The 21,817-nt window shown below is 71.4% G+C and carries 16 protein-coding genes; 8 read left to right on the top strand and 8 right to left on the bottom strand.

Annotated elements, in window-relative coordinates:
- The first annotated feature begins 23 nt into the window (after positions 1 to 23).
- On the top strand, positions 24 to 1,202 hold the full coding sequence (locus VH112_07645) for an amidohydrolase family protein (GenBank protein ID HEX4540106.1): 1,179 nt from the start codon (positions 24 to 26) through the stop codon (positions 1,200 to 1,202).
- Here the strand turns inward: VH112_07645 and VH112_07640 are convergent, their stop codons facing one another.
- The 3 genes from VH112_07640 to VH112_07630 are packed head-to-tail and all read right to left on the bottom strand — an operon-like array spanning position 1,203 to position 5,432.
- Entirely contained in the window at positions 1,203 to 2,354 is a 1,152-nt protein-coding gene (locus VH112_07640) for a hypothetical protein (GenBank protein ID HEX4540105.1), read from the bottom strand.
- An 8-nt stretch (positions 2,355 to 2,362) separates the two neighbouring features.
- Positions 2,363 to 3,211 (bottom strand): enoyl-CoA hydratase-related protein, encoded by an 849-nt coding sequence (locus VH112_07635; protein HEX4540104.1) that lies wholly within the window; start codon positions 3,209 to 3,211, stop codon positions 2,363 to 2,365.
- Positions 3,212 to 3,245: 34 nt separating this feature from the next.
- A complete protein-coding gene (locus tag VH112_07630) occupies positions 3,246 to 5,432 on the bottom strand; it encodes an acetate--CoA ligase family protein (GenBank protein ID HEX4540103.1) in 2,187 nt (728 codons plus the stop codon).
- Between the two features lie 29 nt (positions 5,433 to 5,461).
- Here VH112_07630 and VH112_07625 point away from each other — a divergent pair, with 29 nt between their 5' ends.
- Together VH112_07625 and VH112_07620 are read left to right on the top strand one after the other, a co-directional pair.
- On the top strand, positions 5,462 to 6,679 hold the full coding sequence (locus VH112_07625) for a thiolase family protein (GenBank protein ID HEX4540102.1): 1,218 nt from the start codon (positions 5,462 to 5,464) through the stop codon (positions 6,677 to 6,679).
- 20 nt (positions 6,680 to 6,699) lie between these two features.
- Positions 6,700 to 7,263: an SRPBCC family protein gene (locus tag VH112_07620; GenBank protein HEX4540101.1), complete on the top strand. Its 564-nt coding sequence runs from the start codon at positions 6,700 to 6,702 to the stop codon at positions 7,261 to 7,263.
- Positions 7,264 to 7,282: 19 nt separating this feature from the next.
- Here the strand turns inward: VH112_07620 and VH112_07615 are convergent, their stop codons facing one another.
- A complete protein-coding gene (locus VH112_07615; protein ID HEX4540100.1) occupies positions 7,283 to 8,482 on the bottom strand; it encodes an acyl-CoA dehydrogenase family protein in 1,200 nt (399 codons plus the stop codon).
- A gap of 45 nt (positions 8,483 to 8,527) precedes the next feature.
- On the opposite strand from VH112_07615, the gene VH112_07610 reads away from it, so the two are divergent.
- From VH112_07610 to VH112_07600, 3 genes are all read left to right on the top strand, one after another.
- Positions 8,528 to 9,622, top strand: a complete 1,095-nt coding sequence (locus tag VH112_07610) for an acyl-CoA dehydrogenase family protein (protein HEX4540099.1) — start codon at positions 8,528 to 8,530, stop codon at positions 9,620 to 9,622.
- A gap of 5 nt (positions 9,623 to 9,627) precedes the next feature.
- Complete coding sequence (locus VH112_07605; GenBank protein HEX4540098.1) at positions 9,628 to 11,325, top strand: CoA-transferase; 1,698 nt, start codon at positions 9,628 to 9,630, stop codon at positions 11,323 to 11,325.
- 254 nt (positions 11,326 to 11,579) lie between these two features.
- Positions 11,580 to 11,963, top strand: a complete 384-nt coding sequence (locus VH112_07600; protein HEX4540097.1) for a cupin domain-containing protein — start codon at positions 11,580 to 11,582, stop codon at positions 11,961 to 11,963.
- Between the two features lie 15 nt (positions 11,964 to 11,978).
- Here the strand turns inward: VH112_07600 and VH112_07595 are convergent, their stop codons facing one another.
- The 3 genes from VH112_07595 to VH112_07585 are packed head-to-tail and all read right to left on the bottom strand — an operon-like array spanning position 11,979 to position 15,237.
- Entirely contained in the window at positions 11,979 to 13,172 is a 1,194-nt protein-coding gene (locus VH112_07595; protein ID HEX4540096.1) for a CaiB/BaiF CoA-transferase family protein, read from the bottom strand.
- Positions 13,172 to 14,020: an enoyl-CoA hydratase gene (locus tag VH112_07590; protein ID HEX4540095.1), complete on the bottom strand. Its 849-nt coding sequence runs from the start codon at positions 14,018 to 14,020 to the stop codon at positions 13,172 to 13,174. The genes VH112_07595 and VH112_07590 overlap by 1 nt, the downstream gene beginning before the upstream one ends.
- A gap of 32 nt (positions 14,021 to 14,052) precedes the next feature.
- Complete coding sequence (locus tag VH112_07585; protein ID HEX4540094.1) at positions 14,053 to 15,237, bottom strand: acyl-CoA dehydrogenase family protein; 1,185 nt, start codon at positions 15,235 to 15,237, stop codon at positions 14,053 to 14,055.
- Positions 15,238 to 15,319: 82 nt separating this feature from the next.
- On the opposite strand from VH112_07585, the gene VH112_07580 reads away from it, so the two are divergent.
- Positions 15,320 to 16,393 (top strand): acyl-CoA dehydrogenase family protein, encoded by a 1,074-nt coding sequence (locus VH112_07580; protein HEX4540093.1) that lies wholly within the window; start codon positions 15,320 to 15,322, stop codon positions 16,391 to 16,393.
- A gap of 100 nt (positions 16,394 to 16,493) precedes the next feature.
- Positions 16,494 to 17,129, top strand: coding sequence for a hypothetical protein (locus VH112_07575; GenBank protein HEX4540092.1), 636 nt, complete (start codon positions 16,494 to 16,496; stop codon positions 17,127 to 17,129).
- 277 nt (positions 17,130 to 17,406) lie between these two features.
- Here VH112_07575 and VH112_07570 read toward each other — a convergent pair whose 3' ends face one another.
- A complete protein-coding gene (locus VH112_07570) occupies positions 17,407 to 21,657 on the bottom strand; it encodes a cation-translocating P-type ATPase (GenBank protein HEX4540091.1) in 4,251 nt (1,416 codons plus the stop codon).
- Between the last annotated feature and the right edge of the window lie 160 nt (positions 21,658 to 21,817).

The following is a 21,817-nucleotide window of genomic DNA, read 5'->3' as shown; positions in this document are numbered from 1 at the left end:
GATCCGGGAGGACGTCACCGCTCATGGCCGAGTACGACATCGTCGACGGCGACTGCCATATCCTCGAGCCTCCGGACATCTGGCAGAACTGGCTGCCCAAGGAGCTCCAGGACAGGGCGCCGAAGCTGGTCAAGGACGTCGACGGGGGCGACGCCTGGCAGTTCGCCGGCGGTGCAGACCCTGATCCGATCGGTCTGGTGTCGACGCCGGGGAAGCCCTTCGACGAGTTCCGCTGGACAGGTGTCGCCTACGAGGACGCCAGGCGAGGTTGCTACATAGGAGCCGAGCGGCTGGCCGACATGGACATCGACGGCGTCGATGCCGAGGTCTTGTTCCCGCCTCAGCGCACCGTCGGCCACTTCCTCGGCGACGAGGACGACGCCTTCGTGCTGGCCGGCATCGAGGCCTACAACAACTTCTTGTGGGAGGAGTTCAGCGCGCCCGACCGGGACCGGCTCATCGGGATGGCACAGATGCCCTCCACCGGCATCGACGACGCCGTCGATGCCCTGCGCAAGGCCAAGGCTCGCGGCTTCAAGGGCGTCGTCACGTCCTGCTGGCCCTCGGGGGGCGACTCGATCTCCGATGCCGACGACCCGTTCTGGGCCGCGGCTTCCGACGAGGGCATCCCCGTCTGCATCCACATCAACCTGGTGTCACGGCGCGCCCGCCAGAGCCAGCGGCGGGCGGCGGAGGCGGCCGCCGCCAAGGGCGGCGGCGGCATCTACGGGGGCAAGGCGGCCAAGGCCAACGCCAAGGCCGTGGCCGGGCTCGGGGGCGTGTTCGCGACCGTGCCCAGCACGATCGGCCAGCTGATCTTCACCGGCACCTTCGAGCGCTTCCCCGAGCTGCACGTGGCCATGATCGAGACCGGCGTCGGCTGGATCCCGCACTTCCTCGAGCAGATCGACGACCGTTACTGGCGCAACCGGTCCTGGGGCAACATCCCCATCAAGGAGCCGCCGAGCTTCTACTGGTTCCGCAACATGTCGGCGACCTTCATCACTGATCGCAACGGCGTCGCCAACCGGTACGGCGTCGGGGTCGACAACATGATGTGGTCGTCCGACTACCCGCACCACGGCAACGACTGGCCGTACTCGCGGATGACGATCGACTCGATGATGTCGAGCATCGACCGGGACGAGCGGCGCCGCATCGTGGGCGCCAACGCAGCCCGGATCTTCCGCTTGGGGGAGTAGCTAGCCTCGGCGGAGCAGGAGGGCGCTGGTCGGGACGCCCTCTCCACTGGTGACAAGGCAGGTCTCCGCCCCCGCGACCTGCGAGGTCGACGTGCCGCGCACCTGACGCACGCCCTCGGCGATCAGGTTGAAGCCGTGGACGTAGGCCTCGGACATGCCGCCGCCGGAGGTGTTCACCGGGAGGTCGCCGTCGGGCCACTCGATGTTGCCGTCGTTGGTGAAGTCCCCGCCCTCACCCCGCTTGCAGAACCCGTAGCCCTCGAGCGACAGCGGTATCAGGGGACTGAAGGCGTCGTAGAGCTGGGCCACGTCGACATCCGCGGGACCGATGTCGGCGTTGCGCCAGAGCACCCGGCTGCACGCCCAGGCCGGACCGGTCAGCGGGTCGTCACGGTGGTAGTTGGTCATCGTCTGGTGCTGGGTGTTGAGACCCTGGCCGAAGGCGTGGATGTAGACAGGCGGCTGCGGAAGGTCGACCGCCCGCTCGGCGGCCACGACCACGCAGGCCACGGCACCGTCGGTCTCCAGGCAGTTGTCGAACAGGCAGAGCGGCTCCGACACCCATCGGGCGCCCATGTAGTCGTCGCGGCTCATGGTCTTGTCGTGCATGGTTGCGGCCGGGTTGCGGTTGGCGTGCTTGCGGAAGGCCAGCGCCACGTTGGCCAGGTGGTCCCGCGTGCCCCCGTACTCGTGCATGTAGCGCCGGGCCAGCATCGCTATCTCGTCGACCGGGCGCAGCAGGCCCCAGGGTCGTGACCACTGGCCGGGACCTGACACTCTCGGGGCGACCTGGGACCAGGGGCGACTGGCGGCCGAGCCCCGCTTGCGTGATCGCCAGGCCACGGCCACCTCGGCCTGGCCGGTCGCCACCGCCATCGCCGCGTGGCCGACGACCGCGCACCCGGCGCCCCCGCCGTAGCCGACCTGGCTGAAGTAGGTGATGTCGCCCATGCCGACGTTGCGGGCGACCTCCACCTCCACGTTCTGCTCCATCGCGTAGGAAGAGAGCGCGTCCACGTCGCCGGGCGCGATGCCCGCATCCTGCAACGCCGCCGTGATGGCCTGGCAGGCCATCGACAGCTCCGTGCCGGGGAGCGACTTGGCGTACGGCGTCTGGCCGATGCCGACGATGGCGGCCCGATCCTTCAGCATGGCCGTTCCTACCAGCCCTTGAATGCGGGGGGGCGCCGCTCCGCGAAGCTGGTGCGCCCTTCCATGCAGTCCGCCGTGCCGGTCACCACCTCCTGGGCCCAGGACTCCTCCTGGAAGGCGGTCAAACGGTCTGAGTCCAGCGACCGGTTGAGCAGCCATTTGGTGAGGGCGATGGCCTTGGTGGGCCCGGTCGCCAGCCGCTCCGCCCACTGGCTCGCCGTCTTGTCCAGCTCCGAGGTGGGCACGACGGCGTTGACCAGACCGATCCGCTCCGCCGCAGCCGCGCTCACGTCGTCACCGAAGAACATGATCTCCTTCGCCCGCTGGACCCCCACGATGCGAGGCAGGATGAAGCAGCCACCGGCGTCGGGAAGGATGCCCCGCCGCACGAACACCTCGATGAGGCGGGCCTCCTCGGCCATGACGATGAGGTCGCAGGCCAGGGCCAGGTGGGCGCCGCCGCCCGCCGCCGTGCCGTTCAACGCGCACACGACGGGCTTCTCGGCATCGAGGACGGCGGCGATGAGCCGCTGCCATCCCCGCCGGATCATGCGGGCGCCGTCGCCGGCGGTGCGCTCGGGCGCTCCGGACGGCCGCTCGTTGCCGGGGATCGGGGGGGCCTGAGCCTGCGGCCCGCGCAGGTCGGCGCCGGTGCAGAAGGCCCGGCCCGTGCCCGACAGCAGCACGGACCGCACCGCCAGGGTCCCCGACACCGCTTCGAAGAGCTCGGCTATCCGGTCTCGCATCGCTGTCGTGAGGGCGTTGCCCATCTCCGGTCGGTCGATGGTGATGCGGGCCACGCCGTTGTCGACCTGGTAGCGAACCAGCTCTTCGAGCGGCCGCTCGTCCTCGCTCATACCACTCCTTGCGTCGTTCAGGCGCCGTCGTGGGTCATCGGCACACGACCAGCGCGTCCACGGCTACCGCACCCTTTGGTCTCACGATCAGGGGGTTGATGTCCAACTCGGCGACCTCGCCGGCGAGATCGACAGCGAGGCGCTGGACTCGCATGATGACGTCGACCAGGGCACCGACATCGGCCGGCGGGCGGCCTCGGGCGCCGGTCAGGAGGGACGCCCCCCTGAGCTCGCTCATCATCCGGCGGGCGTCGGCCCGGTCGAACGGTGGCACCCGGAAGGTGACGTCGCCCAGGACCTCCACGAAGACGCCGCCGAGGCCGAGCATCACGGTCGGGCCGAAGAGCGGGTCGTCGGCGACGCCGAGCACGGTCTCGGTCCCGCCGGTCACCAGCTCCGACACCAGCACACCTTCGAGAACGGCGGTGGGCGCCGCCGCCTCGGCCCGCTCGAGCAGGCGACCGTAGGCGGCGCGCACCTCGCGGGCGCCGGCCACATCGACCTCGACGAGGCCGAGGTCGGCCTTGTGGGCGAGGTCGGGTGAGCTGATCTTCATGACCACCCCGGGCCCGAGATCGGCGGCGGCCCGAGCGGCCTGGGCTGCGCTGGTCGCCAGCACCTCGCGTGTGACGGGAATCCCGTAGGCGGCCAGGACGGCCTTGGACCGGTGCTCGGACAGCGCCTCCCCCGGCTGAAGGTGCGGTCGGGCCCGGCCCGCCGCCGCCGAGGGCTTCATCGCGGGCCGTGAGAACGGCGACACGTGGCGTCGGCGAAATTCGTGGTAGTCGACGTAGGACCGCACCGCCCGCACACAGTTGGCGAAGGTCCGGAACACCGGTACCCGCGACCCGAGAAGGATCTCCTTGTAGGCGACATCGTCCTCGACGGGGGAGCCCCACACGACGCACACGGGCTTGTCCGTGGTGGCGGCCACGTCCACCAGGTCCTGGGCCAGGCGCTCGCCCATCGACGGCAGGGCGCCCGTGATAGGACAGATGACGACGTCGATGCGGGGGTCGGACACGATGGCGTCGAGGATCTTGCGCCCCCGCCAGTCACCAGCGGGATGGCCGCCGTTGTCCACCGGGTTGGAGACCCGCAGGTACGGCGGGATCCATTGGCGCAGCAGCTGCTGGGTGGCCGGGGCGAGGGAGGGAAGTCGCAGCCCCGCTGCTGCCACGAGGTCGGCCATGTGGGCCCCCGTGCCACCGGAGATGGAGTACACACAGACGCCGACCGACGCCGCGCCCGAGGCCCCGGGTCGTGACGGCGGCTTGCTCCGGGCCAGCATTGCCGAGGTGTCCAGCAGCTCGTCAAGGCCGTCGACGCGCACCACACCGAGCTGGCGCAGCGCCGCCGAGATCACGGCGTCGGATCCCGCCAGGTGTCCGGTATGGGCCATCGCCATGTCCCTGCCCTCGTCGGTCCGGCCCACCTTCACCACGACGATGGGGACCCCCCTGCTGGCCGCGTGGTCCGCCGCCAGCATGAGGGTGCGCCCGTCCTTGAAGCCCTCGACGTAGGCGGCGATGACACCGACCTCGTCCTGATCGGCGAAGTAGCGGATGAAGTCGGCGACCTCGAGGTCGACCTCGTTGCCGGTCGGGGCCCAGTGCGAGAGGGCGATGCCGAGCTCCTGGCCCTGGAAGATGGGACGACCCTGGTGGCCGCTCTGGGTGATGAGGGCGATCTTGGGCGGCGGCAGGTCGTCGCGGAAGGTCTCGAAGGCGTTGAGATTGGTGTTGGGGCCCAGCAGATGGAGCTCGCCCGACCGCACCAGCTTCTCGAGTCGCGCCTGCAGTCGCGTGCCCTCGCCGCCCACCTCGGCGAAGCCGGCGGCGAAGATGACCGCGAACCGCGCCTTCTTCTCGACCGCCTCCTCGAGGGCGTCGACCGCCTCGCCCACCAGGATGGCCGCCAGGTCGACGTCGACGGGGACGTCGAGGATGCTGGGGACGCTGGGCAGCCCGTCGACCTCCTTCCGGTTGGGGTTGACGGCATAGATGGAGGCGCCGGCGCGCTCGGCCCAGCCCCGGATCTTCCGGGTCATGACGGTGTTCGGGCGGCCCGGTGTGTCGGATGCCCCGACCACGGCGACGCTCCGGGGGCGGAAGAAGGTGTCGAGGTCGATCGAGCGCAACTGGACCGGGCGCCCGGTCACGTCGAGGCGGATGGCTGTCGGGTGTCGGGCGGTCCGGGACATGCGATTGCTGACTATCATGTCAGTTTCCTGCGGGAGGAGGCACGCTGATGGAGACCCGGGAGGCGGTGATCGTCGACGCCGTGCGCACGCCGATCGGCAAGCGCAACGGCGCCCTCGCCGGCTGGCATCCCACTGACCTGCTCGGCCACGTGCTCAGCACCCTCGTCCAGCGGTCGGGCGTGGACCCCGGGATCGTCGACGACGTCGTCGGGGGTTGTGTGACCCAGGTCGGCGAGCAGAGCACCAACGTCACCCGCAACGCCTGGGTGGGTGCCGGCTTGCCCTGGCACGTGCCCGCCACGTCGGTCGACCGTCAGTGCGGTTCGTCCCAGCAGGCGGTGCACTTCGCCGCCCAGGGAGTGATGGCCGGCGCCTACGACGTCGTCGTGGCCTGCGGTGTCGAGTCGATGACGAGGACGCCGCTGGCCTCCAACGCCAAGGGTGGCAAGGGCCCCTTCAGCGGCGAGTTCATGGCCGTGATCGACAACCAGCTCAAGACCCAGTTCGAGGTGGCCCAGATCCTCGCCGACCAGTGGAAGATCAGCCGCGAGGACATGGACGCCTTCGCCCTGGAGAGCCACCGACGGGCGGCGCGGGCGACCGAGGCCGGCCGGGTCGCCCGAGAGCTCGTGGCCGTGCCCGTCAAGGACGAGGAGGGCCGGCCCACCGGCGCCGTGCTCGAAGCCGACGAAGGCATTCGGCCGGACACGTCGATGGAGAAGCTCGGCGCCCTGCCGAGCGCGGCCAGCTGGGATCCGTCGCTGGCGCCCGACATCACGGCGGGCAACTCGTCGCAGATGTCCGACGGGGCCGCAGCCATGTTGATCGCCAGCCGCCAGACGGCCGAGCGGCTGGGCCTGCCTGTGCGGGCCCGCCTGGTGCACTTCGTGGTGGCGGCCGAGGACCCGATCCTGGTCCTGTCGGCCCCCAACCCGGCCACCCGCAAGCTGTTGTCCCGAACGAACATGACGATCGGAGACTTCGACGCCATGGAGTGCAACGAGGCCTTCGCGGCCATCGCCCTGATGTGGGCCCGTGAGTTCCTCCCCGATGCAGCCGGGCCGGGGTCGCGGCCCGAGGACCTCGACCGCCTCAACCCGAGGGGCGGTGCGATCGCCATCGGCCATCCGCTGGGCGCCAGCGGGGTGCGCATCATGACCACACTGCTCAACCAGCTCGAGTCGATCGACGGGCGTTACGGCTTCCAGACCATGTGCGAGGGCGGCGGTCAGGCGAACGCCACGGTCATCGAGCGGCTGCCGTAAGAGGGTCGCGGGGCCTCCCCGTGCAGGACCACGGCTTCTCGATCGAGGTCGACGCCACGCCCGCGGAGGTGTGGCGGGTGTTCTGGTCCAACCGCTCCGGACGGCGCCGCCATGGTGATGTCACCATCGAGATCCTCCTCCCCGGAGACGAGCACGGGCTGGGCCTGGTCCGCCACTGCACCTTCCCGGTGCCCCGGTACCTGCTGTCCGGCGGGACCGGTGTCTCCTGGGAGTGGATCAGCGAGATGGAGCCCGGCGTCTCGTGGCGCTACGACGCCGTGGGCAAGCCGCTGTGGTCAAGGGCCAGCGGGTGGACCCGGCTCGAGGATCTGGGCGACGGTCGCACGCGCATCCACTTTCGCGAGACCTATCACGCCTTCAACCCGGTCCTGCGTCCACTGCTGGAGCGCCGGGTGCACAGCCACATCTCCAAGGGCAACGACCAGCAAATTGCGTCGGCGATCGAAGGCGGCGTGCGCGCTCTCAGGGAGCGGGCGGCCCATCCTCAGGAGGCGCGGCCTCGACCATCGCCCGGAGCTGCTCCAGGCGGTGCGCAAGGCCCCGGTGCTGGAGGCGGAGGTTGAGCCCGAACCGCACCGGTGCTCATTGGCGGGCCAGCCTGATGGCGCGGTCGGCGAGGATGTTCTTCTGCACCTCGGTGGTGCCGGCGCCGATTGACGTGTAGCGCTGCCAGCAGTACTGGTGGGTCCAGTGCCCGTTGTCCACGGCGTCGGCGCCGCCGCGGGCGAGGATGCCGGCGGGGCCGAGGATGTCGCACCCGAGCTCGGCCAGGGTCTGGGACAGGCTGCTCCACTGGAGCTTGGCGAGGGGGACCTCGGGCCAGTTCTTCTCACCCTTCAGCACCTTGGAGAGGGCCCGGTAGTTGAGCAGGCGCGTGAGGGTGATCTGGGTCCAGATCCGAGCCAAGCGGTCCTTGATCGCCGGGTCCTCGAGGGCCGCCGGGTTGTGCTTGCGGGCGGTGGCGATCAACCTCTCGAGCTCGGTCGCAAGGGTGATGGACAGTCCCGAGGTGCCGACCCGCTCGTGCCCGAGGGTGCCCATGGCCACCTGCCAGCCCTGGCCCTCCTCGCCCAGGCGGTAGGCCACCGGCACGTGCGCACCGCTGAAGGTGACCTCGTTGAACATTGCGTCACCGGTGATGTCGCGGAGGGGTAGGCACTCGATGCCCGGCGCGCCCATGTCGACGATGAGGGCCGTGATGCCCTCGTGCTTCGCCTTGCGCTGGATGGCCGTGGGATCGGTGCGCACGAGGAAGAGGCCCCACTGGGCGATGTGGGCAGTCGAGATCCAGATCTTGCGCCCCTCGAGGACGTACTCGTCTCCGTCCTGGGTCGCCGAGCAGCGCAGGTTGGCCAGGTCGCTGCCGGCCTCGGGCTCCGAGAAGCCCTGGCACCAGTGGTCCTCGGCCGAGAGGATGCCCGGCAGCCACCGCTGTTGCTGCTCGGGCGTGCCCCAGCGGATGATCATCGGGCCGATCTGCCAGATGCCGTTGGCGTTGTAGATCCCAGGCGTCCGGGCCCGCGCCATCTCCTCGGAGTAGATGACGTTCTGCATGATCGTGGCCTCGCGCCCGCCCCACTCCGTCGGCCAGTTGATGGCCGCCCACCGGCCCTCGTTGAGCCGGCGCTGCCACGCCCGCCGCCGCTCCATGGTGGACATGAGCGCCGTTCCGCCCCGGTTGCCCTCCTGTTCCCCTTCGCGGAACTCTGCCAGGTTCTCCTCGAGCCACGCCCGCAGCTCGTTGCGGAAGGCGTCGTCCTCAGGCGTAAAGGCGAAATCCACGGACGCCGATGTTAGAACCTGACACGAGCGTTAGTCTTGCGGGCCATGGACTTCGCCCTCTCGGCCGAGCAGGAGGCGCTGCGCGACGCCGTGGCGACGACCCTTGGCGCCGAGGCGCCGATGCCCTACGTGCGGCGCATGATCGACGACGAGCACGGCTTCACCGAGGAGCTGTGGGCGAAGCTGGCCGACCTGGGCTGGCTCGGGTTGCTCGTCCCTGAGGCCCACGGCGGCCTGGGGCTCGGCCTGGTGGACCTGGTCGTGGTCCAGGAGGAGATGGGCAAGGCCTTGTTCCCGGGCCCGTATCTCTCCTCCGCGGTCATGGCGACGTCGGCGGCGATGGCGCTCGGAGCGACGGACCTGCTGCCGGGGCTGGCTGCCGGTGCGACGCGGGGGACGCTGGCGGTCGAGGAGCTGGGCCAGGGCGACCCCCTCGACGGGCTGACGACGACGGCCACCCAGTCGGCCAGCGGGTGGGTGCTCGACGGGCTCAAGCCGGTCGTGGTCGATGGCCACACGGCCGACTGGGCGATCGTCGTCGCCCACGCCGACGGCGGCCTCGCCGGGTTCCTCGTGGAGGCGCCGCCGGCCGAGCTCGTCCCGACCCTCGACGTGACCCGCAAGGTCGCCCGGCTCTCGCTCCAGCAGACGCCCGCCCGGCGCCTGGGCCCGGACGGGGACCAGACCGGCCTGCTGCGCCGGGTCCTCGACGACGCCACGGTCGCCCTGGCGGCGGAGACGGTGGGTGCGTGTGACCAGGCCTTCCGCGAGGCGGTGGAGTACGCGCAGAACCGCGTCCAGTTCGACCGGCCGATCGCCAGGTTCCAGGTCATCAGGCACAAGGCCGTGGACATGCTGCACCAGCTGGAGCTGGCCCGGGTAGGGATCCTCTACACAGCGTGGGCTTCCGACGTCGACGATCCTCAGCGGGAGATGGCCGTGGCCATGAGCAAGGGCTACGTCGGGGAGGCCTCGGTGTCCATCACCGAACAGGACATCCAGATCCACGGCGGGATGGGCTTCACCTGGGACGTCGACGCCCATCTCTTCTTTCGCCGGGTCAAGCAGAATGATCTCCTGCTCGGTCATCAGGCGTGGCATCGCCGGCGGCTGGCCGACCTGGTGCTCGCCTCCGGCTGATCGTCGTGGCAACGGGCGCGTCGAAGCTCGTGGACCTCGAGCGGGCCGTCGCCGACAACGTGGTGCCCGGCGATGTCGTCCACGTCATGGTGGGCCACACCCGCTGGACCGCTGCCACGCGCGCGCTGGCTCGCCACTTCTGGGGCCGGGACCCCGGCTTCACGCTGTGCATGCTGAGCCTGTCGAGCCTGGGGGCGGTGTTGTTCCGGGGGGGACTCGTACGCAAGGTGATCACCGGCTACTCGGGCGACACCTTCCCGAACTTCACCCCCAACCCGGTCTTCGCCCGCGCCTACGCGAGCGGCGAGGTGGAGGTCGAGCACTGGTCGTTCCTTACCTTCGCCCAGCGCCTGGAGTGCGCGGCGCGCGGGCTTCCGGCGGTGGTGACCCGGTCGCTCGGCGGATCGTCGATGGCGGGCAACGAGGCCTACGCCAGAGTGAGCTCCCCTTTCGGCGAGCTCGGCGTGCTCGCCCCGCTGGTACCCGACGTGGCCCTGCTCCACGGGGTGGTCGCCGACGCCGATGGCAACGTCGCGCTCAACCCCCCGCTCCTCGAGGGCGTCTGGGGGGCGCTGGCCGCCAGGCGGGGCGCGGTCGTGACGGTCGAGCGGGTAGTCGAGGACATCCGGCCCTGGGCCCATCTCGTGCTGCTGCCCGCCCACCGCGTGCTGGCCGTGGCCGAGACCCCGATGGGCGCCCACCCCGGGGGCCTCTACGCCGCCGACCTGCCCGTCGACGCCTACGGCGAGGACTACGAGTTCTGGGTGCAGGCGCGGGCGGCGTCGCGGGGCGACCAGTTCGACGAGTGGATCCGACACTGGGTGCGCGAGCCCGCCACCCAGGAGGAGTACCTGGCCCGGCTCGGTGACGAGCGGATCACCGCGCTGCGCCGCAAGGCCGACCCCTCGTCGTGGAAGGCTGAGCGCGACGCCATGCGTCCCGACGTCTCCGGGCCGCCAAACAGCTGGGAGGTGGCCGCCGTCCACGGCGCACGCCGCATCGCCCAGTCCGTTCGGGCGACCGCGGCCCACGCCGTGCTGGCCGGCGCCGGAGTGGCGAACCTGGCCGCCTGGCTGGGGGTGGCCCAGGCCCGGGAGGCCGGTTCGGGTGTCCAGCTCGTGGCCGAGCTGGGACTGTGGGGCTACGAGCCCCGGCCGGCCGACCCCTACGTCTTCAACCACCGCAACTTCCCGACCGCCACAATGGCGACGGACACCTCGGCGGTGCTGGGGATGCTGGTGGGGGGAGCGGGGACGTCGACCGTGGCCTGCCTGGGCGCGGCCCAGTTCGACCGGTGGGGAAGCATCAACTCCACGATCATCCCCGGCGGGCCGTTCCTCGTGGGCTCGGGTGGGGGCAACGACGTGGCCAGCGGCTGCTCCGACGCCGTGATCGTGGCGACGCTCACCCCGGCGAGGACGCCGGAGAAGCTGGGCTACGTCACCTCACCAGGCGATCGGGTCAGCGCCGTGGCCACGGATCTCGGGCTCCTGGAGAAGGCGGGCGGCGACGAGCTCGAGCTGACTGCGGTGACGTCGGGGCCGGCGCCCCTGCGAGAGCGGATCGAGGTGGCCCGGGCGGCGTGCGGCTGGGGCCTGGAGGTCGCGGATTCGGTGGCCGAGCTCCCGCCGCCGACCGCCGAGGAGCTCCTCGCCCTGCGGTCGTGGGACCCTCACGGCTGGTTCTTGCGCGCGCGCGCCTGACGGGGACGGCCGGGCGCGGCGTTCCGTCGGTGGGAGCCTCGGCGTTGTTGTCGTGTTTCACCTTTGGTCGAAAAGACACACGGCCGGCAGCTGCTTTCGACCAAAGGTGGAACAGAAGGATGAACCCCGCGCCCGCCCCTAAGGCGGGCTCGGGCGCCAGCGGCCGCCGCCGCGGGACCCAGGAACGTGGCGCCCGGTCGTGCGGTCAGGAAACCGGTGATGGAGACTGTCCCGATCCCAGAGGAGGCCGATACATGGATGTCAGATCGATCGTCGAGGTGGCGCCGGAAGTCGAGCACAACGGCACCGTTCCGGTCTGGTGGTTGGTCCGCCCCCAGGAGATGAAGGAGATCACGGACGGCGGGTACCTCGAGCTGGTGAACGAGTTCGAGGTGGCTGGCGGCGGGGCCGTGTACCCCCACACCCACCCGACGCACGAGTTCTATTACGTCACTTCGGGGCGGGGCATCATGACCATCGAGGGCGACGAGGCGGAGATCGCCCAGGGCGACCTCGTGCACATACCTCCTGACGCCGTGCACAGCCTGAAGCCGGTGAGCGACAACGCCTCGATCCACTGCTTTTGCTTCGCCGTCGGGGTCAAGGGCGCGGGAGCTATCGACTACACGACCCACTGAGCGGCCTGCCGGGCGTCAGACGACCCCGCCCGCCTCGAGATCGGCGAGCTCGGCCCCGGAGAGGCCGACGAGGTCGCACCAGATCTCCCGGTTGTGCTCGCCGAGGCGGGGCGCGCCCGACGGCACCACCGTCGGGGTGCCGACGACCCGGGGGAACGGCGCCTGTTGGCGGACTGCGCCCAGCACGGGATCGTCGATGGTGACGAGGTCACCGCGCGCCCCCACCTGCTCGTCGGCGACGATGTCGGCCACGCTGTAGGCGCTGGCGACCGGAACGTCGGCCTTGACGCAGGCCGCCTCCACGTCGGCTGCCGGCCGGGCCGAGGTCCACTCGGCGACGATGCCGTTGATAAGGTCCGCGTTCGCCGCTCGCTCGGCCAGCGTGGTGAACCTCGGATCATCGAGGAGCTCGGGCCGGCCCATAGCTCGGCACAGGCGGGCGAAGTTGGCGTCCGAACCGGCGACGATGCAGATGTAGCCGCCGTCGGCCGTCGGGTAGTTGTCGAGCGGCGCCGAGTTGGCCAGGCGGTTGCCCTCGCGCTGGCGCACCATGCCCAGCCGGTCGTAGGCGGCGATGGTCCACTCGAGGATGCGCAGGATCGAGCCGTAGAGGGAGGCGTCGATCACCGCGCCGGCCCCCGAGCCTCGCCGGTGGGCGTCCCGGCCGTAGAGGGCGGCGACCGCAGCATGGGCGCAGAAGGCCCCGGTCAGATAGTCCGAGACCGTCACGCCTGGCCGCACGGGTGGCGTGTCCGGATAGCCGGTCAGGTGCATCAGGCCGCCGTAGCCGATGCCCATGCGGTCGAGACCGGGCCGCTGCGCCTTGGGCCCGTCCTGGCCGAAGACGCTGATGCGCACCATCACCAGCCGGGGATCGAGGTCCGCCGGCCCGATGTGCCATCCCTCCATCGTCCCGGGCCGGAAGTTCTCGCAGACCACGTCGGCGTGCGCTGCCAGCCGTCGGAACAGCTCCTGGCCTCGCGGCTGGCGCAGGTCGAGTGTCGCGCTCCGCCGGCCACGGCCCTCGACCGCCCAGAACAGCGAGTAGCCATCCTCGAAAGGTCCGATGGTGCGCATGAAGTCACCGCCCGAGGGCTGCTCGACCTTGACCACGTCCGCCCCCATCTCGCCGAGGAGCCCGGCGCAGAAGGGAGCTGCGAGGCGTGTACCGACGTCGATCACCCGCAGGCCCTCGAGGGGCCCCGGCACTACTGGCCCGACGTGGGCACGTCGCCCCGGTCGCGGTCGGCGAACACGTCCTTCATCGAGGCCTTGGTCTGGCGCTGGGCGAGGGCGCCCTGCGCCGTCGCCGTGTTGTGCATCCAGTGATGGGCGATGAAGTGGTACTTCCAGGCCTGCTCCTTGCCCATGAGCTCGAAGGTGTGGTTGATCGAGTCCTTCACCACCTGAGCGGTCACGGGGGGGACGAGCGCGATCTTGTCGGCCATCTCCCTGGTTGCCTCCATGAGCCTGTCGTTCGCCACGACCCGGTTGACCATCCCCAGTCGCCAGGCCTCGGATGCGTCGATCGGGTCTCCGGTGAGGAGGAACTCCTTCGCCTTGCGGATGCCGAGCTCCCACGGCTCGACGAGGAGCTCGACGCCCGCGCCCGTCATGCGCAGGACGGGGTTCTGGAACACGGAGTCCTCGGCCGCGACGATGATGTCGCACATCGAGGCCAGCATCATGCCGGCGGCGATGCAGCTGCCATGCACCGCGGCGATCGTCGGCTTGCGGAAGTGGTAGATCTTCACGCACCGGTCGAAGTACATGACCTGCTCGTGGCGGCGCTTTCCTTCGGGGGTCTCCCGCATCCGCACCCACTCGTCGGGCTCGCTCTGCCCTACCAGCGCCTTGAGGTCGTGGCCGGACGAGAAGTGGCGCCCGGCGCCGGCGAGGATCACGACGCGCACCGCGTCGTCGGCGTCGGCGGCGTCGAAGGCGGCGTCCAGGTCGTCGATGAGCGCGGTGTCCTGGGCGTTGGCCACCTCGGGCCGGTTCATGGTGATGGTCGCCACCGGTCCGTCGACCTCGTAGAGGACCGTAGCCAGGTCCATGTCGTACCTCCTTCTCAAGGGCTGCGCACGACTCAGGCCACCGGCTCCCTCGGCAGGCCGAGGACGCGCTCGGCGATGATGTTGCGCTGGATCTCGTTGGTGCCGGCGAAGATGGATGCCGCGTGGTAATAGAGCCACGAGCGCTGCCAGCTCCCATCTCCCGGATTGTCCCGGGCACCGCGGGCCAATGAGGAGGCCGGGCCGAGGACGGCCATGGCGAGGTCGTGCAGGCGCTGGCTCATCTCGCTCCAGTACAGCTTGAGCAGGCTGCCCTCGGGCCCAGGGTCGAGTCCCTTCTCCAGTCGCGACAGCGTGCGCCAGTTGTGGAGCCTGAAGAGGCGCAGCTCGACGAACGCCTGCGCCAGGCGCGGGCGTATCCGCGGGTCGTCGTACGCCCCCGACTCGGCTGCCAGGCGGAGGAGCTCGGCCAGCAGCTGGGTGTGGATCACGAGCTGGCGGGGGCTGGTCCCACGCTCGTGGGACAAGGTGGAGCTCGCCACCTGCCAACCCCGGTTCTCCTCGCCGATCAGCTGGGCCTCGGGGACGAAGACGTCGTTCAGGAACACCTGGTTGAACTCGGCTTCCCCCGTCAGCTGCACGAGGGGTGTCACCTCGACCCCCGGCGCCCGCATGTCGACCACCAGGTAGGAGATGCCCCGGTGCTTGGGTGCCGACGCGTCAGTGCGAGCCAGGCACACGCCCCAGTCGGCGAACTGGGCGTAGGAGGTCCACACCTTCTCGCCGGTCAGCAACCAGCCGCCCTCGGCGCGCTCGGCGCGGGTCGACAGCGACGCCAGGTCGCTGCCCGCCCCGGGCTCGCTGAAGAGCTGGCACCACAGCTCCTCGGCCGTGAGGATCCGGGCCAGCCAGCGTCGCCGTTGCTCAGGGCTGCCGTGGGCGAGAAGGGTGGGGCCCACCAGGTTGATCCCGATGCGGCCCACGAGCTCGGGCGCTCGGGCCCGCGCCAGCTCCTCCTGCACGATGTAGTGCTCGGCCGGCCCCGTTCCCCGCCCGCCGAACTCCGCCGGCCAGGAGACGCCGATCCACCGGCCCGCGGCGAGGCTCGCCTGCCACCGCCGCAGGAAGGCCACCTCCTCGGCCAGGTCCTGGAAACGGGGCGGCAGGCCCGTGCCGTACTCCCACGGGAGATGGCCGTGCAGCCACTCCCGCATCTCGCCGCGGAACTCCTCCTCGGAGGGGGTGGGGGACAGGTCCACTGAGGGCCGATGGTAGGCGAGGGGGTGTGGCGGCGGGCCCGTTGACGGCCCGCCGCCGGCCGTCACGTTGACGGCCCGGTCCGTGACCCTCGACACTCTGGCCATGGACTTCGAGCTGTCGGAGGATCAGCTCGCGCTGCGTGAGGCCGCTCGGGGGCTGCTCGACGACCTGTCGTCGCCGCTTCGGGTCAGGTCGGTGGTCGACCGGGGCGGTGGGTTCGACGACGGGCTGTGGAAGGCGATGGCCGTCCAGGGCTGGATGGGCGTCGAGGTGCCCGAGGTCCAGGGGGGCCTCGGGCTAGGACCCGTCGAGGCCGCCGTCCTCCTGGAGGAGGTCGGCCGGCACGTGGCGCCGGCGCCGTTCCTTTCGAGCCTGCTCGCCGTCGGTGCCCTCGCCCGGGCCGCGGCCTCTGGTGTCGCGTGGGCCGAGCCCTGGGTGGAGGCGCTGGTGAGCGGCGAGGCGATCGCCGCCGTCGTCTGGGACCCGCTCGCCCCGGCGCTCTTCGCGCCATCGGCGGACGTGATCGTGGCCTGCGGGGAGGACGACGACGGCGTTCCTGCCCTTGTTGGCGCCGAGGTTCCCGCCGACCGGCGCCCCCCACGCCAGCCGGCCATGGACCTCACCAGGGAGCTGGGTTGGGTCGAGCTGGAGGGCTTGTCGCCGGTCCGGCTCGGAGGACCCGATGCGGTGGAGGCGATGATCGACCGCGGGGCAACCGCCCACGCAGCGGAGATGCTTGGGGGTGCAGGTAGGGCCTTGGAGATGGCCGTCGAGCACGCCAAGGACCGGGTCCAGTTCGGCCGACCCATCGGCAGCTTCCAGGCCGTCAAGCATCGCTGCGCCGACATGCTGGTCGACGTCGAGGGCATGCGCTCGAGCGTCTACCACGCCGCGTGGTGCATCTCCGCCGATGATCCCGACGCCGCCGTCGCTGCCTCGGCGGCAAAGGTCTGGTGTTCCGACGCCGCGACGAGGGTGATGGCGTCCTGCCTCCAGGTGCACGGTGGGATCGGCTTCACGTGGGAGCACGACCTGCACCTCTTCCTGAAACGCGCCCAGCTCGACCAGGTCAGCTTCGGCGACGCCGCCTTGCACCGCGAACGGCTCGCCCGGTTGCTGCGGACCCGGGTCGAGTCCGGGGGGAGCGTCGTCTAACGGCGCTTGGGCCGGGCGCAACCCGGTTGTCGTTCGCGCTCTGAGGGTAAGCACCGGAGATCGGGCTGTTGTGACACTGATCTGGGGAGTGCGATCGCCAGTGAGCACCTTGGTCAGGCTGGTGATGCTGGTGGTAGTGGTCGGCCTGTTGGCCGGGCTCGCGCTGCCCGGAGTGCTCACCGAGTGGAGGTTGGGTCGCGGCCTGCCGGAGGGCGGGACCGTCGAGCCCAAGGTCCGCGGCGGCAGCGGAGGCGGCCGCACGCGTCAGGGCCGCCGCACCCGCCGGGACCCCGACTCGGACGGGGCTGCGCAGCTGGGTGATGGGGGCGAACCGCAGAGCGACTTCGACCGGCTGTTCTCGTCCGAGGAGCGCCGAGAGCTCGAAGCTGCCTTCGCCGAGGCCCACAGCGAGGAGCTGGACCACCTGCGAGCGCTGGCCTCGGCGGCGGCGGCGAGGCTGCGGAGCTCGGCCGTGCCGGTCCACGAGGTCTGCTCGACCGGCGCCGGGCACAGGGCCGAGACGCTGCGGGTGCGGTTCGCCGACGGGACCACGGTGGTCCTGTGTTGCCGAGGCTCGTCGGGGTCGTACTGGGTGCAGGCGCTGCGACGCCAGATCCTGGTGGGGAGCGTCGTGCTGGACCGGATGACCTTCGGCCTCACAGGCCCCGTCGTCGTGTTCGGGACGCCAGCCGGAGAGGTGTTCGTCATGGCCGACCTGGTGACGATCGGGTCGTAACCAGGACACGTCGGCGCCGAGAGCCCCTGGGTTCACCACAGCCGATGCCGGTTCCGGATGAACCGGGCCCGTAAAAACACCAACGGCGCCCGAAAGGGCGCCGCTGGCGGAGCGAACCAGGCGGCGGATCCTGGCGCTCTACGGAACCAGCTTGGCGGGCACTGGTTCCCGGCAACGACCAGTACCCAAGGCCACCAGCGATCAAACAAGCGAGTGGGAAACGATCGCGGAACTACCGGAACGGGTCTGGCGCTCCCTCTTCAGGGTGAGGCGCAGCTCACCCTGACGCCGACGAGGGCGACGCGCTGCGGCGACGACTGGTGACCTCTTGTTCGTCGCCTGGGCCGTGATCACCCTCCGACTCTTGATCGGCCCGAGGATTCGACGCCGGGCGGGACCGGCTTCCCAACACCCGCGACGCCGCCCACGGCACGGCGATGGACGCCCCCGTTGCAGCCGACGCCGAGACGACGGCGGTGGTCCAGCCGACGGGCCCGAGAGGAGTGCACCCGAAGAACCGACTGAGGGGCGGGACCTGGATGATGGGCACGAGCAGCCCGGCCGAGGCCAGGGCCGAGGCGATGACGGCCGGGCTGCGCCTGCCGGCCACGATGGTCTGACCCATCTGGGTGCCGACGACGGCGACCAGGCCGACGGTCCGGGCCCTGGTCGGGCGGCCGGTGCCGCTGGCCACCAGCCAGGCGGCGGTGGCCCCGCCCGCCGTCGTGGCCGCCCGCAGCGCGATCTGGCGGGTGAGGGCTGCGCCGAGGGACGCCTCGGGTCCCTCGTGCAGGAGGGCCTCGGGCGAGGTCTTCTCCGGAGGCTGGAGGGCGATGGCCATCGCCGGCACCATGTCGGTGAGCAGGTTGACGAGCAGCAGCTGGCGGGCGTTGAGGGGGGATCGCCCGGCGATCGCAGTCCCGGCCAGGGTGAAGGCCACCTCGCCGAGGTTGCCGCCGACGAGTATTGCCAGGGCGTCCCGCACCCTGGCCCACATGGCCCGGCCCTCGACGATGGCGTCGATGATCGTCTCGATGCGGTCGTCGGTCACGACGAGGTCGGCCGCGGCCCGGGCGGCGGGGGTGCCCCGTCGGCCGAGGGCGATCCCCGCGTTGGCGAGCCGGATGGCCGGGGCGTCGTTGGCACCGTCGCCCGTCATCGCCACCACGCGCCCCGTCCGCTGGAAGGCCTCGACGATGCGCACCTTGTCGGCCGGGGTCACACGGGCGAACACGGTCGCGTCGGAGATTGCGCCATCCAGCTCGGCCTCGCCGTGCCGTTCGAGGTCGGGTCCGGTGAGGACGCGTCCGCCGTTGAGGATGCCCAGCTCGGAGGCGATGGCTTCGGCGGTGCTCGGATGGTCCCCCGTGATCATGGCCACATCGACACCGGCGCGACGGAGGGTGCGAACGGCGGCGGCGGCCGTCGAGCGGACGAGGTCCGCCAGGGCGACGAAGCCCAGCAGCTCGAAGTCGCGCAGCTGGTCCTCCTCGAGCTCGTCGGCACCAGTCGAGCGTCGCTCCCCGACCGCGAGCACCCGCAGGCCTTGCTGGGCGAGCCGCTCGACCTCGGCATCGAGCCGCTTCCGAGTGCGCCGGTCGAGCGGCTGACGACCGCCACCCGGGCCTCGGTAGGCGCTGCAGCGCGCCAGCACCGACTCCGGGGCACCCTTGATCGCGATCCGGAAACCGTCCGGGGCTCGACCCAGGACGGCGTGAAAGCCCCGGCCGGGCTCGAACGCCAGCTCACCTTCCGGTTCCCAGCCGCCCAGGCCGTCGCCAGCGGCGACGCCGACCGCGGCGGCACCGTCGACCACTGCCCGATCGGTGGCGTGAGTGAGCACCTCGCCGTCTCCTGGGCGTGGGCTGGCTCGCAGCGCCGCCGCCAGCACCGCCCTGCGGCCGGGTCCGAGGGCGTCCACGGCCTCGTCGACGATGCCGTCGGAGACTCGCTGCAAGCCGATCCTGCCCTCGGTCAGGGTGCCGGTCTTGTCAAAGCAGAGAAGGTCGACCCGGCCGAGAGCCTCGATGGTGCGCGGATTGCGAACGAGCGCCTCGTGCTGGGAGAGACGGTGGGCGGCTGACTGCTGGGCCACGCTGGCGAGCAGCGGTAATCCCTCGGGTACGGCCGCCACCATGAGGCTCACGCCCGATCCCACCGACTCACGAAGGGGGCGGCGCCGGAGGAAGCCCATGGTGCCGACGGCAGCGCCGCTGAGGAGCGTCACGGGCAGGGTGGCCATGGTGAGCGCGTGGAGGCGAGCCTCGACGCCGCTGGGCGGAGGATCGCCGACGCTCGCCACGCTGCGACCCGCCTCGGTCGCCGTCCCGGTGGCCACCACAACGGCCAGGGCGCTGCCGGCGACGACCGTGGTGCCGGCGTACAACATGGAGCGGCGCTCGGCCACGGCGCCGTCGGGAACCGGCTCCGGGTCCTTGGCCACGGGCTGCGACTCGCCGGTGAGGCTGGACTCGTCGACCTCACACCACGCCGCCTCGAGCAGCCGACAGTCGGCCGGGACGACCTCGCCCGCGGTGACCCGCACCACATCGCCGACGACGAGCACGTCGGCCGGCACCTCGACGAGATCTCCCCCTCGGGCCACCGTCGCCTTCACCGCCGTCGTCCGGGTGAGCTCCTCCAGCGAGTGCTCGGTCCGCAGCCGTTGGGCGGCACTGATGCCGGCGTTGATGGCGACGACGCTTCCCACCAGCGCGGCGTCCATGACGGACCCGACGGCCGCAGACAGCCCGGCGCCAAGGGCGAGCAGGGGAGTGAGAGGGTTGGCCAGCTCCGCCACGAGGGCCGATGCCAGGTTCGACGACCCCTGCATGGCGGCGTTGTCGGCGGCGGTTGCCGCCCGCTTCGCCGCCTCCGCCCTGGTCAGACCGGTGCGGGAGCTCCCCAGGGCGGTGAGGGTCTCTTCGATCCCCATGGCGTGCCAGTCCGGCAGGCCGCTCGGCACCGGGCGGGCCCGCCGTGCCACCTCGGCCGCCGACCAGGTCCCGGCCGCCTCGGCGAGGAGGGCAGCGGCGTTGACCGGGAGCAGGCCTCGCTGTGCAGCGCCCCGACCGGGTCCGAGCAGGACGCCGACGGCACCGATCGCCGACCCGCCGGCGGCCAGGAGCGTGCTACGACGGCTGGCGAGCCGCGCCGCAGCGGCGGCTTCGACGATGCGACACGGCGCCTCTAGGCCCCGGCCGCAGAGCAGGTCGGCGCCCCACGGCGGGGGAGAGGACGGCCTCGTCAGGCCGATCCCGCAGTCAGCGGCCCGCAGCGCGGCGTCGGCGGTGGCCGAGACACAGGCGACGACCCGACCCTCACGCTGCAGTGAGCGGATGGAGCCGGCCAGCTCGGCGCCCCCGGGAATGGAGCGTTCGGCACCGAGGCGGAGCCGACCCTGTCGGTCGACGCCGGAGACGACGAGGCTGTAGCCGGCGTCGCGCACGCGGGCGACGAAGGCGTCAGCGAGTGGGTCGAGGGTCCGCTCGCCCCAGACGGCCGAGCGGTCGACGATGACCGTGTCGATGCGATCGAGATGGCGGAGGGCGGAAGGGTTGAGGACGATGACGTCACGGTTGGCCAGATCGCGCCCCAGCCGAGCGGCGAACGCCTCCCTTCCGAGACGGGCGGCCTTCGGTGCCGCCGCCATCAACGTGTTGGCCGCTCTCCGCGGGTCCTTCGTGGCCGCGAACGAGAGTCCGAACACGCCGAAGGCGGCCAGGGACGCGCGATCGGCGTGCCGCTCGACCGGACCTCTGGGCAGGGCGGTGGGGCGTCCTCGTGTCTCGATCGGCGGGACGGGTGGGCGTCCCTTCTGGGCGACGAGCTCCGGCTCTCGACTGTCCCACGCTCGCTGGCGGGCCCGGATCTCTCCCACGAGGTTCGCCCGGTGACCCATGTCCACCAGGAGACCCAGCGGTCCCTGGCCGAGAGCCTGGGCGAGGGCGCTGGCCAGGGCGAACCCCAGGTCGGTCGCGGGATAGCCGATGCGGCTCTCGAGGAGGTGGCGGACGCGCGGCTGGCTGTCCGCCAGGGCGATGACCGAGGCCAGCTCGCCTGGGATCGGAGTTGTCCGGAGGATCTGGCCGAACACGCTCACGCCGAGCCCGACCGTGTCGGCGCCGAGGGCGGTGAGGTTGCGGAGCAGGGGCTCCGAGTCGCCAGGGAGCGGAGGGCGGTCGCGCGGGAACTGCTCCTGGGCCACGTCGCAGGCCATCTCGGCGGCCTCGACCGTGGCCAGCAGCCTGTCGAAAGGGGTCTCGTCTTCGTCGAAAGCGACGACGACCCGACCCAGCACGGCGTTGACCGTGGCCCAGTCGACACCCCCTATGGCCTCGAGATCGTGCTCGATCCGACGGGCCAGCGCCTGCCCAGTGGAACGGTCGACGGCCCGCACCTCGATGTGAGCCCGGCCGTTGCCGACCCAGCTGCGACGGTGCGCCCGGCCGGATCCATGGAGCTGCCGGCGCACCGCGGCCACCTGATGGGCACCGAGGTCGACGGCCTGGCCGACGAGGTCTGTCACGGGCCGCACGGCGCGGGGCAGGCTCAGTAGGGGGCGGCGCAGGGCGGGCAGCCCGATCAGCCCGTCACCAGGGCGTTACCGGAGCGGGCGAGGCCGGGTACTTTGCGGGAAGTTGGCCGGAGTGAACAAACGTCGCGCCCGGTCAAGACGCCCAGCCGGG

It is taken from the genome of Acidimicrobiales bacterium (assembly GCA_036270875.1).
Lineage (GTDB): Bacteria > Actinomycetota > Acidimicrobiia > Acidimicrobiales > AC-9 > AC-9.
The sequence above is the reverse complement of the archived record's forward strand: the minus strand, read 5'-3'. Positions and strand labels throughout refer to the sequence as shown.